The 13,930-nt window shown below is 67.2% G+C and carries 13 protein-coding genes and 1 tRNA gene; 6 read left to right on the plus strand and 8 right to left on the minus strand.

Annotation, left to right across the window (positions count from 1 at the left end; translation table 11 throughout):
- Window positions 1-58 precede the first annotated feature (58 nt).
- Window positions 59-1,741: an MFS transporter gene (locus XI05_RS34140; RefSeq protein ID WP_172787884.1), complete on the plus strand. Its 1,683-nt coding sequence runs from the start codon at window positions 59-61 to the stop codon at window positions 1,739-1,741.
- Window positions 1,742-1,859: 118 nt separating this feature from the next.
- On the opposite strand, the gene XI05_RS34145 is transcribed toward XI05_RS34140, so the two are convergent.
- Both XI05_RS34145 and XI05_RS34150 read right to left on the minus strand, forming a co-directional pair.
- Window positions 1,860-2,075, minus strand: a complete 216-nt coding sequence (locus XI05_RS34145; RefSeq protein WP_172787883.1) for a cysteine rich repeat-containing protein — start codon at window positions 2,073-2,075, stop codon at window positions 1,860-1,862.
- Window positions 2,076-2,247: 172 nt separating this feature from the next.
- Complete coding sequence (locus XI05_RS34150; protein ID WP_172787882.1) at window positions 2,248-2,541, minus strand: hypothetical protein; 294 nt, start codon at window positions 2,539-2,541, stop codon at window positions 2,248-2,250.
- Window positions 2,542-2,793: 252 nt separating this feature from the next.
- On the opposite strand from XI05_RS34150, the gene XI05_RS34155 reads away from it, so the two are divergent.
- Window positions 2,794-3,837, plus strand: coding sequence for a polysaccharide deacetylase family protein (locus XI05_RS34155; protein ID WP_271510141.1), 1,044 nt, complete (start codon window positions 2,794-2,796; stop codon window positions 3,835-3,837).
- A 128-nt stretch (window positions 3,838-3,965) separates the two neighbouring features.
- Here the strand turns inward: XI05_RS34155 and XI05_RS34160 are convergent.
- The 4 genes from XI05_RS34160 to XI05_RS34175 form a co-directional block, all read right to left on the minus strand.
- A tRNA-Thr gene (locus XI05_RS34160) sits at window positions 3,966-4,041 on the minus strand.
- A 99-nt stretch (window positions 4,042-4,140) separates the two neighbouring features.
- Window positions 4,141-6,000 (minus strand): heme biosynthesis protein HemY, encoded by a 1,860-nt coding sequence (locus XI05_RS34165; RefSeq protein WP_271510143.1) that lies wholly within the window; start codon window positions 5,998-6,000, stop codon window positions 4,141-4,143.
- Between the two features lie 36 nt (window positions 6,001-6,036).
- Window positions 6,037-7,257, minus strand: coding sequence for a COG4223 family protein (locus XI05_RS34170; RefSeq protein ID WP_271510145.1), 1,221 nt, complete (start codon window positions 7,255-7,257; stop codon window positions 6,037-6,039).
- Window positions 7,258-7,320: 63 nt separating this feature from the next.
- The gene (locus XI05_RS34175) at window positions 7,321-8,067 is read right to left on the minus strand and encodes a uroporphyrinogen-III synthase (RefSeq protein ID WP_271510147.1); all 747 of its coding nucleotides are present in this window, start codon (window positions 8,065-8,067) and stop codon (window positions 7,321-7,323) included.
- Between the two features lie 157 nt (window positions 8,068-8,224).
- Here XI05_RS34175 and tsaD point away from each other — a divergent pair, with 157 nt between their 5' ends.
- The 3 genes from tsaD to XI05_RS34190 are packed head-to-tail and all read left to right on the plus strand — an operon-like array spanning window position 8,225 to window position 10,691.
- Complete coding sequence (gene tsaD, locus XI05_RS34180) at window positions 8,225-9,292, plus strand: tRNA (adenosine(37)-N6)-threonylcarbamoyltransferase complex transferase subunit TsaD (RefSeq protein ID WP_271510547.1); 1,068 nt, start codon at window positions 8,225-8,227, stop codon at window positions 9,290-9,292.
- 2 nt (window positions 9,293-9,294) lie between these two features.
- Window positions 9,295-10,275 carry an NAD(P)H-dependent glycerol-3-phosphate dehydrogenase gene (locus tag XI05_RS34185; protein WP_271510149.1) on the plus strand — a complete coding sequence of 327 codons (981 nt, stop codon included), beginning with the start codon at window positions 9,295-9,297 and terminating at the stop codon, window positions 10,273-10,275.
- Between the two features lie 2 nt (window positions 10,276-10,277).
- Window positions 10,278-10,691 carry an EVE domain-containing protein gene (locus XI05_RS34190; RefSeq protein WP_271510151.1) on the plus strand — a complete coding sequence of 138 codons (414 nt, stop codon included), beginning with the start codon at window positions 10,278-10,280 and terminating at the stop codon, window positions 10,689-10,691.
- Window positions 10,692-10,806: 115 nt separating this feature from the next.
- Here XI05_RS34190 and XI05_RS34195 read toward each other — a convergent pair whose 3' ends face one another.
- Window positions 10,807-11,886 carry an adenylate/guanylate cyclase domain-containing protein gene (locus XI05_RS34195; protein ID WP_271510549.1) on the minus strand — a complete coding sequence of 360 codons (1,080 nt, stop codon included), beginning with the start codon at window positions 11,884-11,886 and terminating at the stop codon, window positions 10,807-10,809.
- 101 nt (window positions 11,887-11,987) lie between these two features.
- On the opposite strand from XI05_RS34195, the gene XI05_RS34200 reads away from it, so the two are divergent.
- Window positions 11,988-12,443: an SRPBCC family protein gene (locus tag XI05_RS34200; RefSeq protein ID WP_271510153.1), complete on the plus strand. Its 456-nt coding sequence runs from the start codon at window positions 11,988-11,990 to the stop codon at window positions 12,441-12,443.
- 110 nt (window positions 12,444-12,553) lie between these two features.
- On the opposite strand, the gene XI05_RS34205 is transcribed toward XI05_RS34200, so the two are convergent.
- Window positions 12,554-13,723: a DNA topoisomerase IB gene (locus tag XI05_RS34205; protein WP_271510155.1), complete on the minus strand. Its 1,170-nt coding sequence runs from the start codon at window positions 13,721-13,723 to the stop codon at window positions 12,554-12,556.
- Window positions 13,724-13,930 lie beyond the last annotated feature (207 nt).

Consider the following 13,930-nt stretch of genomic DNA (forward strand, 5'->3'; position numbering starts at 1 on the left):
ATCACTGAATTGGCCGGAATCACCACGACCACTTCTGCCATCCGACATGGAAGGGGATATGACCGAGCAGCCGAACCGCCCGAAAATGGCCGCCGACGGCATCACTGCGCCCCTGCGGTACACCGTGTTCCGGCGGATCTGGCTCGCCAGCCTGCTCTCCAATCTCGGCCTCCTGATCCAGGGCGTGGGCGCGGCCTGGGCGATGACGCAGATGGCAGCCTCGGCAGACAAGGTGGCCCTGGTGCAGACCGCCTTGATGCTGCCGATCATGCTGATCTCGATGCCCGCCGGCGCCATCGCCGACATGTATGACCGTCGCATCGTCAGCGTGATTTCGCTGTCGGTCGCGCTGATCGGCGCGAGCGCGCTCACCGTGCTGGCCGGCTTCAACCTGATCACCCCCGAATTGCTGCTCGCCTTCTGCTTCGTCGTCGGCAGCGGCAATGCGCTGTTCGGCCCGGCCTGGCAGTCCTCGGTCAGCGAACAGGTACCCCCGGAGGCATTGGCGTCCGCGGTGGCGCTCAACGGCATCAGCTACAACATCGCGCGCAGCTTCGGTCCGGCAGTCGGCGGCGTCATCGTCGCGGCACTCGGCGCGGTAGCCGCGTTCGCCTGCAATGCGATCCTCTATCTGCCGCTGCTGGTGGTGCTGCTGCTCTGGCGCCGCAGCAACGAGCCGTCGCGCCTGCCGCGGGAAAAGCTCAACCGCGCCATGGTCTCGGGCGTGCGTTACATCACGAATTCGCCGCCGATCAAGATCGTGCTGTTGCGCACGCTGGTGATGGGCCTGATCGGCGGCGCGGTGATGGCGCTGATGCCGCTGGTCGCGCGCGACCTCCTGCATGGCGGCGCACAGACCTACGGCATCATGCTGGGCGCCTTCGGCATGGGCGCAGTGATCGGCGCGCTCAATATCCACGAATTGCGCAAGCGCATGAGCGGCGAGGCCGCGATCCGCGCCTGCACCATCTCGATGGCCTTCGCCATGGCCGCCCTCGCTTTGAGCACGGAGCCGGTGCTGACGGCAACCGCGCTGGTCCTGGCCGGCGCGGTCTGGATGGCTGCGATCGCGCTGTTCAACATCGGCGTGCAGCTCTCGGCGCCGCGCTGGGTCGCGGGCCGCTCGCTCGCCGCGTTCCAGGCCTCGATCTCCGGCGGCATCGCGATCGGCGCCTGGGGCTGGGGCCATCTCACCGATTATGCCGGCGTCGAGATCGCGCTGCTGACCGCGGCAGGCCTGATGCTGGTCTCGCCGCTGCTCGGCATCTGGCTTGCGATGCCGCGCGTCGGCGCGCGCAACGAGGATGCGGACGTGCTAGCCGATCCCGAGGTGAAGCTGTCGCTGACCGGACGCAGCGGACCGCTGGTGGTCGAGATCGAATACCGGGTCGCGCAAGAGAATGCGCGCGCGTTCCACAACGTCATGCAGGACGTGCAGCTCTCCCGCCAGCGCAACGGCGCCTATGGCTGGTCGATCGCGCGCGACATCGCCGACCCCGAGCTGTGGACCGAGCGCTATCACTGCCCGACCTGGCTCGACTATTTGCGTCAGCGCAACCGTTCGACCCAATCCGAACGCGCGCTGCATCAGCAGGCGATCGATTTCCACATCGGCCCCGAGCCGGTGCGGATCCGCCGCATGCTGGAGCGTCCATTCGGCTCGGTGCGCTGGAAGGACGAGACGCCGGACCGTGCCAACAGCGAGGTGCTGCCGGTGGTCGCGGCCGGGAGCAGTACGTAACTCTCGTCATTCCGGGGCGCGCGAAGCGCGAACCCGGAATCCATCGAGCAGCATAAGCGTGGAGAAATGGATTCCGGGCTCGCGCCTTACGGCGCGCCCCGGAATGACGAGGATGTGTTTACTGCCCGTGATCCGTCAGCACTTTGTCGCAGCCCTTGCTGAGCCGGGTGCGGTTCTGCTTCAGGCAGGCGAGCACGGCGCCGTCGCCATTGTTCATCACGGCGCGGCAGAAGCGACTGACATCGCGCGCGCAGGCGTCATGGCCGGGCTGCTGTTGCGCTGATGCTGCCGATGCGCACAAGAGCAAAGGAAGAATGAAAAGAAATCTGGTCATCGCGTAATGCCTCTACCCGGAAGAAAGTGCGGGCGAAGCTAGTGCGACGATCCGGAGGCTGCAACGGCTTTATTGCCGGGCTGGAGGCAAGCCACCGCGTGGCCCGGCATGACACCGGGGCACATCGCAAGGGGGGAGCTGACCAGCGCGACGATCGTTGTTGCGTGCGCTCTTACTGGCTGTCCCGGGCGTCAGCGACCTTGCGCGAGGCGCCTTTGGCGAGGTCCTTGTCCATCACCGCGCGGCAGCCGGCGCTGAGGTCCGAGCGATGCTTGATCATGCACGCCGTGATCTTCGGGATGTTGGGGATCTCCGCCGAGCAGAGACGGAAGGCATCGCCCGTGCACATCTGCTGCGCCTCAGCCGTGAAGGCGAAGCTCGCGCTCGTCGAAGCGATCGAGACAATGGCGGCAAAGCCCAAGGCCAGGCTGGTGTCGCGGATCTTGCTGGTAAACGACTTGGTCATTTGAAGCTCCCATTGGCACCGCCTCAGCGGGCCCGTTATCGATGGGAGCTACGATGCTCCGGCAAAACCGTTTCCACTGTGATGACAGTCACGGGAGACCCACCCTCTGTGATCTCGGTCACTTTGGCGCACCCTACTGAAATTCCACCGCAACCGATGTCGTGTTGGTGTCACGTTAACTCTTGGTTCGCATTAATGGCTCGTCGCGCGGGAAATTCCGCCGGTTTGGTTGCGTAATTGGAAAGATTAGCGATGCGTAATGCGTTGGGCCTGATGCTGGCCAGTGTAGTTGCGGCGGTCGTGATCGCCGCCGGCGGTTGGTTTTATTATTCCACGCGCGCCGACCAGGGCGCTCCGAAGACAGTTGCCGCCCGTGCCGCCGACCCATTGCCGGCACAGGCGAAGCTCGCCGCCAAGGACGACGTCGAGACCACCGCGACCGTCGCGGCCAAGCCAGCCGCTCCGGCACCTGCGCCGGTCATGCCGATGCAGCCGAAACAGGTCTGCGCCAATCCAAACGCACTGGGTGTGTCCCGCGTCGTCGAGATCGACACGACGGGTGGTCCCGGCTTCGGCTTCGAGCATTTCAAGCAGTTCGACTTCCTGACCGAGAAGGAGGTCGTGCTGACCTTCGACGACGGTCCGTGGCCGGTCAACACGCCTACGGTGCTGAAGGCGCTCGCGGACGAATGCACCAAGGGCCTGTTCTTCTCCGTCGGCAAGCACGCGACCTACCATCCGGAGATCCTGAAGCAGGTGCTGGCCCAGGGCCACACGGTGGGCACGCACACCTGGTCGCATGTCAATCTGAACAGCAAGAAGTTGACCGAGCAGCAGGTCAAGGACGAGGTCGAGAAGGGCTTCAGCGCGGTGAAATTCGCGCTCGGCACCAATCCGGCGCCGTTCTTCCGCTTTCCGCAGCTGCAGCACAATCCCGCGATGGTGAGCTATTTCGGCACCCGCAACGTCGCGATGTTCTCGACCGAAATCGATTCCTTCGACTTCAGGAAGGGCGCGACGCCGGAGAAGATCGTCGAGACCGTGATGACGAGGCTGGACAAGCTCGGCAAGGGCATCATCCTGATGCACGACTTCCAGAAGAACACGGGCCTCGCCCTGCCGACGCTGCTCGCGCGGCTGAAGGCCGGCGGCTACAAGGTCGTGCAGATGAAGGCCAAGACGACCTTCCAGACGCTGCCGGAATATGACGAGGCGCTGATGAAGGACATGAAGGTGCCGACCGCGGGCACGAACACCCGCCCGATCGCGAGCGTGGTGCAGACGGTCTCGCAGTAAGCGCGATCAATCCAAACTCTTGCGTCATGGCCGGGCTTGTCCCGGCCATTTGCGTGTCTGGATCAAGCGAAGACGTGGATGCCCAAGCCCAGGCATGACAGCAAGATTGCGGGATCCGAATCGGGCGCTGGTGCCGCAAGAGGGATTCGAACCCCCGACCCCGTCATTACGAATGACGTGCTCTACCGACTGAGCTATTGCGGCGAACCTGCCGAGACCGAAGCAATGCCGGCCCCGATACGCGCGCTCCTGATATCGGGCATGGCCCGAATTGGCAAGGACAAGCCGGGGGCGAAATGCGGCTCACGCGCCCCAGCGGGACCAGAATCCGCGCCAGCCGCCCGCCTGCGCCTTTGCGTGGGCTTTGGGCGTGCCGATTTGTTCCGTAAATTCGTCGCTTGGGCCCTCGTCGTCGATGCCGGGATCGTCGGGTGCACGGACGATCGGAATGACGGTCTGGATCGGCGCCGAGGTGGGCTTACTGAGGTCGGCCCGGGTCCGGAAGACGGGCGTTGCCGCCGGAGGCGATGATTCGGCGGGCGGCGGAGCCGGATTCGCCGGCTCAGCGGGTGTGACGGCCGGCTCGTCGACCTCCCCAGTTTCCTTCGCAACTTGCTCCGCGGTTTCCTTGGGAGCTTCCTTGGGAGCTTCCTTGGGAGCTTCCTTGGCAGTTTCCTTGGCAACCTCCTTCGCGGCCTCCTTGGCCGGAGGGGGTGAATTGTCCTGCGCGGCCGGTGCCGGCACCGGGGCCACCTCCGGCGGTTCCACCGAGGCCTCGCTGGGAACCGCAGTCACCCGCTTCGGCGGCGGAGCGGCCAGCATGGCTTCCTCGAAGGCGGAGGATTCGAGCGTGGGGCCCCTGTCCGAGGGCAGGCTCGCGACCGGCGTCTGCCACTGGAACGCATCGAGGCGGCCGGTGACCGGGGAGACCGGACGCCAGCGGTCGCTGACATAGCCGTCCGCGGTCCAGGCGGGATCGAGGCGGGCGCGCACCGCGCGCAAGGTCCAGGCGCGGGCTCGGCCGCCGTCACCATGCTCGGTGCGCTCGAGCTCGGCCATCAGCAGCGCGACGCGCTGGGTCGGATCCTTGAGATAAGGCGCGAGCACCTCGCGCGCGCGGGCGAACTCCGAGGCCTCGATCGCAGCGCGCGCGATGGCGAGCTGCCCTTCGACATAACCGAGCTTGTCGGCGGGGGTCTTCGCGGCGAGAGTCTCCACCCGCTGCAAGCGGTGCCATGCGGTATCGCCGAGCTTCACATGCGCATAGGCTTCCGCAAGATCGGGATGCGGATTGGCGAGCCAGGCGGCTTCCACCATCTTCATGGCGCGGCGCACCTGATGCGCCTCGCTCTCGAATTTTGCCGCGAGCACGGCCGCCGGCACCAGGGTCGGGGCGAGCTTGACCGCTTCCATCGCGCTCTCCCGCGCGACGTCGCGGTCCATCGTTTCCAGCTCCAGCGCACGCGCGGTGAGCAGCACGCCGCGCTGCCGGCGATAGGTCTGCTTGTCGATCAGGCCCGCGGAGAGATTCGAATCGAGGATCGCGAGCGCGCCGCTCCAGTCGCCGCGCGCGCAGCGGAAGCCGAGCACCGCGTGCGAGGCCCAGGTCGCGGACGGCGACAGCTTGATGGCTTCCTCCGCGATCATCACGGCGCCGACCGCATCATCGGCGCGCTGCGCCTCGATGAACAGGCCGCGCAGGCCGAGCAGCCGCGTATCCTCGCGCTCGGCCATGACGCGGAAGACGCGCTGCGCCTCGTCGCGATTGCCTTCGAGCTGCGCCGACTGCGCGTGCAGCAGCAGCGCGAGCGGATCGTTCGGTGCATGCCGCCGTGCCGCCTCGGCATGCCGGCGCGCGAGCGCGGGATCGCCGTGGCCGATCGCGAGCAGGCCATGGGTGATGGCGTGACGGCCGCGGGCATGGCGCTTGTCATGACGCCGGCGGCGCAGGCGCCCCGGCATGCGCCAGATCATCGTCAGGATGCTCCAGACCAGCACGACGGAAGCGGCAAAGAGGCCGAGCAGGAACACGAACCTCGGCAGCGTCGTCGAGATGCGGAAACTGCCCGCGGTCAGGACGAGATCGCCGGGCTGGTCGGCAACCCAGGCCGCGCCGGCCGCCGCCAGTGCGATCAAGACGAGAAAGAGGACGATGCGAAGCATGGTCGATCCCTATACGCGCCGATTGTTGCGCGAATCTTATTGAGTAGATTTGGCGAGATCCGCCATGGCATCGTCGGCGAATTTGCGGGACGCGGCGAGCGCGGCGTCGCGGGCGTCGGCCTTGTCGAGCCAGGCCTGCGCCGCGGCGCGATCTGCCACGGGCAGCGTCTTCAGCTCGCGCCGCGCCTCGGCGAAATCGCTGCGGAGCGCCGCCGCCGTCACGCGCGACACGATGGCGCCGCGATCGTTGCCGACGCCGTCGGTGCGCTCGATCCGCACGAGCTTTGAGGCGCCGGCCTGGAGACGTTCGACAATGCCGGCCTCGCTCGACGGAGCTTCGGCCGGCGGCGACAGCTTCGGCACGATGTTGAGAAGCTCGCGGCTCAGCGCAGCCGATGTCGGGATGCCGGACGATGCAAACGCCTCGAGCGGCTTGAGCATGTCGGGCTTGGCCGTCAGCAACCGCGCCGCGGCCAATTGCGATTGATAGGGATCGCCGTGGCGAACGGCGACGTCGAGCAGCGACGCCGCCACCACATAACGGAGCGGCTTGTCGTCCATCGTCTTGGCCTCGGCGATCTTCTCGCCCTGCTGCGCGAGCTCGGCCCGCTCGGTTTTGCTGGCGCGCTCGAGCTGAGCGATGCGGTCGGTGAGCGCGGCAAGATCGGGCGCGGCACTCGGCGGCGCGGATTTCGTATCGTTCAGCGCGCTCGCCGTCTTGTCGAACTGCGCGCGCAAATTGGCGATGTCGCCGCGCAGGGCGCTCGCCGCTTTCTCCAACGCATCGATTCGCGCCACTTGGGCCGGATCGGCCGCGGGCTTGGCGGCCTTGGCTTCGACCGCGGCAACGCGTCCGCTCAGCGCGTCGACGGTCGCACTGGTGACCTGCGGCGCGGCCGGCGGGGCCTGTACCGCCGGCCAGCCCAGCATCCAGCCGACCGCGATCACGACCGCAGCTGCGACCGCGCCGGAGAACGGCGCAACGACCCAGGGGGAGATCGGCGCCGATACGGGCGCCGCCGAGGACGCCTGCTGCTCTGCCGATTCGGGCTGAGGCTCGGCCTTGAGCTCTTCCGAGCCGGGCTCTTCCACCCTGGCCTGCTCCTGCGCGACATGCTCGGACGGCTCGGGCTCGCCGGCGACCTGCTGCGGCTGCGTCGAGACTTCCGTCGCCTCGAGGTCAATGGTGGGCGGGGTGCGCTTGGCACGACCCGGATCGGGCGCCAATCCAGCGTCTTCAGGCTTGTCGTCGGCCATCGTGACGGTTCCTCACACTTCCATACCAGGGTGGATCAGATTGCGTCGGATTCGGCCCGACCTTTACGCCAAACGGGTGCGCAACGCACGCTCCAAGGAGTCGAATAAGGCAGTTTCGTCCGGCGTTGCGGCCACCAGAACCTGCGACGCGCCGGCCTCGCGCAGCACACCCGCAACGGTCTCGGACAGGCAGCAATGCGGAATCGCCAGCGCGGAAATTTCAACACCTTCGTCCCGCGCCGCATCGAGGAACGCACGCGCGCTTCGCCGGGAGTAGTGCAGCACCGCCTCGATCCCGTGGGCGGCAAAGCCTTCGCAGACCTCGCGCGGCAGATGCTTCACGGGCGCCATGCGATAGGTCGTCTGCGTCACCACGCGAAAACCTTCCGCACCGAGCTCGCCGCCGAGGTCGCGCGACAGATCCGCGCCGGCGAGATACAGCAGCGCGCTCTTTTTCTTCAGCACCTTGTCGCGCGCGCTCTGCATCACCTTGTCGCGCAAGGACGCGGCATCGCCGCCGGCGACGATCACCTCGGCAAAACCGGCCTCGCGCGCCGCAGCAGCCGTATGCTCGCCGACCGCGAACAAAGGCAGCTGCAACAGACCGAGGTCGGACAATTGCGACGCCACGGTGCGGATCGCGTTGGCCGAGGTGACGAGAACGGCATCATAGGAAACGTCACTCTCGCCTTGGAAGGCGACCGGCTCAAGCTTGAGCGCCGGCGCAAGCAGCACCGCATGCCCCCGCGCGCGCAGATTGTCCGCCGTCGCCTCGTTGTCGGGATGCGGCCGTGTGACGAGAATGGACATCGCTGGTGTTCCCGGACCATTTGGCGGTGACGCATTGACCAGAACGCCTGCGCGTGACGATTGCGCAAGCGGACCCCGGGATGCTACCGGACGTACCAGAACTCTGCTTTACGGATGAGCGCAAGGGCGCAAATTGGATAACAATTCGCCAATGCTGGTGCTGGGCATCGAAACCACCTGCGACGAGACCGCTGCGGCCGTGATCGAACGCGCGGCCGACGGCAGCGGCAAGATCCTGTCCAACATCGTGCGGTCGCAGATCGAGGAGCATGCCCGCTTCGGCGGCGTGGTGCCGGAGATCGCCGCGCGCGCGCATGTCGACGTGCTCGACGGGATCATCGACCGTGCCATGGACGAGGCCGGCATCGATTATGCCCAGCTCGACGGCGTCGCGGCGGCCGCGGGGCCCGGGCTGATCGGCGGCGTCATCGTCGGGCTCACCACCGCGAAGGCGATCGCGATGGTGCACGACACGCCGCTGGTCGCCGTGAACCATCTCGAAGCGCATGCGCTGACGCCGCGCCTCACCGACGGTATCGAATTTCCCTATTGCCTCTTCCTCGCCTCCGGCGGCCATACCCAGATCGTCGCGGTCACCGGCGTCGGCCAATATGTGCGGCTCGGCACCACGGTCGACGACGCCATCGGCGAGGCCTTCGACAAGGTCGCGAAGATGCTGGGCCTGCCCTATCCCGGCGGCCCGCAGGTCGAGCGCGCGGCCGCAGGCGGCGATGCCACGCGCTTTGCGTTTCCGCGCCCGATGCAGGGACGCCCGGATGCCAATTTTTCGCTGTCGGGACTGAAGACGGCGGTGCGCACCGAAGCGAGCCGGCTGGGCGAGCTCACGCAGCAGGACATCAGCGATCTCTGCGCGAGCTTCCAGGCCGCCGTGCTCGATTCGACGGCCGACCGGCTGAGCGTCGGCCTCAGGCTCTTCCGCGAGCAGTTCGGCGCACCGCGCGCGCTGGTCGCCGCCGGCGGCGTCGCCGCCAATCAGGCGATCCGCGGCGCCCTTGATGATGTCGCAAGGCAGGCCGGGACGCAGCTGATCATGCCGCCGCCCGCGCTTTGCACCGACAACGGCGCCATGATCGCCTGGGCCGGCGCCGAGCGCCTCGCGCTCGGCCTGACCGATACGATGGACGCGCAGCCGCGCGCACGCTGGCTGCTCGATGCCAACGCAACGGCGCCGGCCGGCTACGGCAAGACGCGGGCGGGATATTAGCGATGACCGCGCCGCAATCCGTCGCAGTAATCGGCGCGGGCGCCTGGGGCACGGCGCTGGCGACGGTGGCGGCGCGAGCCGGGCGAAACGTGACGCTGTGGGCACGCAATGCCGAGCATGCCGCGCGGATCGCATCGACGCGTGACAATCCAAGGCTGCCTGGCGTCCAGCTCGTGCCTGAGATCGTCGTCACGAGCGATCTGTCGCTTGCCACGCGTGCGGACATGCTGCTGATCGCAACACCGGCGCAACATTTGCGCGGCGCGGTCAACATGCTGGCCTCGCACATCACGAAGCCAATGCCGATCGTCGCCTGCGCCAAGGGCATCGAGCACGGCACCCACAAGTTCATGACCGACGTGATCGCCGAGGCCGCGCCGCACGCGCAGCCCGCGATCCTGTCGGGGCCGAGCTTTGCCGACGACGTCGCACGTGGCCTGCCGACGGCAGTGACCCTGGCGGCAAGCGATGAGGCGCTGGCCAGCAGCATGGTGCAGGCGCTGGGGTCGCCGACATTCCGCCCCTATCACTCCACCGACATCCGCGGCGTCGAGATCGGCGGCGCCGCCAAGAACGTGCTGGCGATCGCGGTCGGCATCGCGGTCGGACGCAAGCTCGGCGCCTCCGCGCAGGCGGCACTCACGACCCGCGGCTTTGCCGAGCTGACGCGCCTCGGCCGCGCGCTCGGCGCACGCCGCGAGACGCTCACCGGCCTCTCTGGCCTCGGTGATCTCATTCTGACCTGCTCGAGCCCGCAATCGCGCAACTTCGCGCTCGGCCTCGCGCTCGGGCGCGGCGAGCAGCCTCCCGCCGGCAAGCTCGCCGAGGGCGAGTTCACCGCCCCTGTGCTGATCGAGCTCGCCGCTTCGCAAAACATCGAGTTGCCGGTATCGGAGGCGGTCGCATCGATCCTGAGCGGCCGAAGCACGATCGATGCCGCGATCTCGGGGCTGATGACGCGCCCCTTCAAGGCAGAGGAATAAGCATGGCGTACTGGCTCGTGAAATCCGAACCGTCGGTGTGGTCCTGGGACCAGCAGGTTGCGAAGGGCGCCAAGGGCGAAGCCTGGACCGGCGTGCGCAATTTCACCGCACGCCAGAACCTCGTGAACATGAAGAAGGGCGACAGGGCGTTCTTCTATCATTCCAACGAGGGCAAGGAGATCGTCGGCATCGCCGAGATCATCAAGGAGGCCTACCCCGATCCGACCGACAAGACCGGCAAATTCGTCTGCGTCGACATCAAGGCCGACAAGCCCCTGAAGACGCCGGTGACGATGGCCGCAATCAAGGCCGAGAAGAAGCTCGCGGACATGGCGCTGGTGAAATATTCGCGCCTCTCGGTGCAGCCGGTGACGGCGGAGGAATGGAAGCTCGTCTGCAAGATGGGCGGGATTTAGTCGCATCTTGCCCTGGATCTGTAGGGTGGGCAAAGCGCAGCGTGCCCACCATTTGGGATGAAAGCTCGCGGTGGAATGGTGGGCACGGCGCGGGTAGAGTGCGCCTTTGCCCATCCTACAGATCTGGCAACGCAAACACCTCGCACGGCGCGGCAATGCCGCGCAGCGCATGCGTCCCGAGCGCAACGAGCGGCATCTCCGTTTCGGCGGCGAGCGCGCCTGATACCAGCACGGTCCGGCCCAGCGGCTTGCACAATCCCTCCAGGCGGCTGGCGAGATTGACCGCGGGGCCGATCGCGGTGAAGTCGAGCCGGTTGGCGGCGCCGATATTGCCCCAGAGCATCTCGCCGAGATGGAGCGCGGCGCCAAACGACAGCGGCGGCAATCCTTGCGCGCGGCGCTCCTTGTTGAGGTACGCCATGCCGGCCTCGGCTGCGCCTGCGGCACGCAGAGCCGCGTCACAGGCGCGACGTGGGGACGCCTCGAGCACCGGAAAGATCGCCAGCACGCCGTCGCCGATGAACTTCAGCACCTCGCCGCCGAAGGCGTGAACCGCGCCGGCGATGCGATCGAACCAGGCGTCGAGCGCCGCGATGACGTCGGCCGGCGGTGTGGTCTCCGACAGGCGCGTGAAATTGCGCAAATCCGCATAGAGCAGCGCGGCCTGGATGGTCTCGCCGAGATCGCGGCGCAGAGGCGCCGCGAGCACCCGCTCCGCGCTGCGCTTGCCGAGGTAAGCATCGAGCGTCGCCCGCAAGGTGGCGCGCGCGGCGAGCACGGCAAGCGGCGTCGCGGCGAAACGCGCGGCCTGACGCAATTGCTCGATCTCATCCGCCGTGAACGGACGCGGCCCGATCCAGCCGAGCAGCGGCCCATCGGACCGTCCGGCGACATCTTCATGCACCTGCCCGCGCGCGCTGTCGCGCAGCCAGCGACGGCCGGCGTCATTGGGTGGATCGGGCGCGAGGCCGCCCGGCGCGAAGCCGAGCGCTTCGATCACCTGGCCGCTATCGGCACGCCACAGCCAGGTCCGCTTCGCGATCAGCGGATGCGGCACCGCCAGCGTCAGGGCGCCCGCCGCGAGCGGCACGCCGTCGGCGACCAGATGCGCGCCGAGTTCCGCGAGCAGGCGGTCGGCCCCGGGACAATCCGAGGCGGCATCGAGGAGCCAGGCGAGGGTCGAAGACAGGTGCATGGCCCGATGATGACGAAGCCGGGCCGTCTTTGTCACGGGTAATCCTTGACGGAGCGCAGCGCCGCCGCCATGTCCCATCGTCAGACCAGGGATGATCGCCGATGCCCGAGCCGTTCATAGTGCGACGCGAGACCCAGATCGCGGCCCCGCGCGCCACCGTCTTCGCCTATCTCACCGACCCGGAAAAGATCCTGAGCTGGATGGGCTCGGATGCGACCACCGAGCCGTATCCCGGCGGGCTCTATTTGCTCAAGGGCGTCAGCCCACGCGGCGGCGTCGCCCGCGGTGTCTTCCGCGAGGTCGTGCCGGTGCATCGTCTGGCCTACACGTTCGGCTGGGAGGGCGGCCAGGAAGTTCCGCCCGGCTCGAGCCTGATCGAGATCGACCTGATCGAGCAGGACGGCGGCACGCTGCTGCGCATGACCCATAGCGGCCTGCCGAACGAAGCGCAGGCCGCCGCGCATGCGACGGGATGGGCGCACTATCTGGAGCGGCTCACGATCGCAGCCGCGGGCGGCGATCCCGGTCCGGACAAGGGTGTCTCGGCCAAGACGTAGCTCTTGTAGGGTGGGCAAAGGCGCACTTGCGCCGTGCCCACCACCATTTCACCATGAGCAAATGGTGGGCACGCTTCGCTTTGCCCACCCTACGAGAGTGCGGCGCGCCGTTACACCGCTGCGGTCGCCACCACCTGCGCCAGCAGCTGCTCGCGCCTGGCCTGCGAGCGTTGGCCCTTCATGGTCGCGGCGAAGCGCTCGAGGATGCCCTCCTCGAAGGCGGTGACGATGGTGTCGTGGACGTAGCTCTTGCGGCAGATCGCCGGCGTGTTTGAGAGCTGGTCGGCGGCGGCGCGGATTGCGTCCAGCACCTGCTTCTTGCGGCCGCGCTGGCTGCTCGCCGGCGTGATCCGCGACAGCGATTCCACCACGACGGCGGACGCCATCAGCGTACGGAAATCCTTCAGGGAAATCTTGATGCCGGCGATCTCGCGCAGAAACGCGTTCACCTGGGTGGTGTTCACCGCGCGCACGATGCCGTAGGCATCGCGATACTGGAACATGCGCTTGCCGGGAACGCTCTGCAAAATGCCGATGGCGCGCACCAGCTTGGCGGCGTCGCACTCCTTGCGCACCGCTTTGCCGCCCTTGGCCTTGAAGGTCAGCACGAAGCAATCGTCTTCGAGCGTGACGTTGGACTTCAGCAGCGTGGTGGCGCCGCGGGTGCCGTTGAGGCGGGCGTAGGATTCATTGCCGGGACGGATCGCGGTACGCGCGATCAGCTCGATCACGGCCGAGAGCGCGAACTCGCGCGTCGGCTCGTCACCGGACAGGAACGCCGAGACCTTGCGCCGGATTTTCGGCAGCGCGCCGACGAGCTTTGCCAGGCGATGCGCCTTGCGCTGCTCGCGGACCTTCTCCCAATCGGCGTGATAGCGATATTGCAGCCGGCCCGCGGCATCGCGGCCCACCGCCTGAAGGTGCGAGTTGGGATCGGCGGAGTAGCGCACCTCGCGATAGGCCGGCGGCACCGCCATGGCGTGCAGCCGGCGGATGGTGCGGGCGTCGCGGATATGCGCGCCGTTGGGACGGACGAAGGAATAGCCCTTGCCGCGCTTGATACGGCGGATGGTCAGCTCGTTCTGGTCGCCGAGCCGCAAGCCCAGCTCCTTGGCGAGGGCCTCGACCGTCGTGGCAGGCGCCGTGTCGTAGGTCTTCTTCGGGCTCGGGCGCCTGAAACCGCTCGGTTTCGGCCATTGTCCGAGGGCCTTGGCCAGGGCAATGGCCGCAGGATCGGCTGAAGCGGGCCGCATCGTCCCGAGATTCTGCTGATCCATCATAGTCTTATGCCTTTAGCCCTGTCTGTTATCGATCAATGCCGCTGTTCTGATTTTTGTTCCGAAGGGTCTCTTTGGACCCGGGTTGGCCATTTAGGGGGTTCCGAACGCTATTGCGAGTCCCGAATCAGTGTGATGAGGTTTCTAAATACCTCCGACCGGTGCATAGGGCTCTGCGGCGTCCCTTCTGGCGGTTTGGGTCAAGAGCCG

This window comes from Bradyrhizobium sp. CCBAU 11357 (assembly GCF_028128865.1).
In the GTDB taxonomy this organism is placed as follows: Bacteria; Pseudomonadota; Alphaproteobacteria; order Rhizobiales; family Xanthobacteraceae; genus Bradyrhizobium.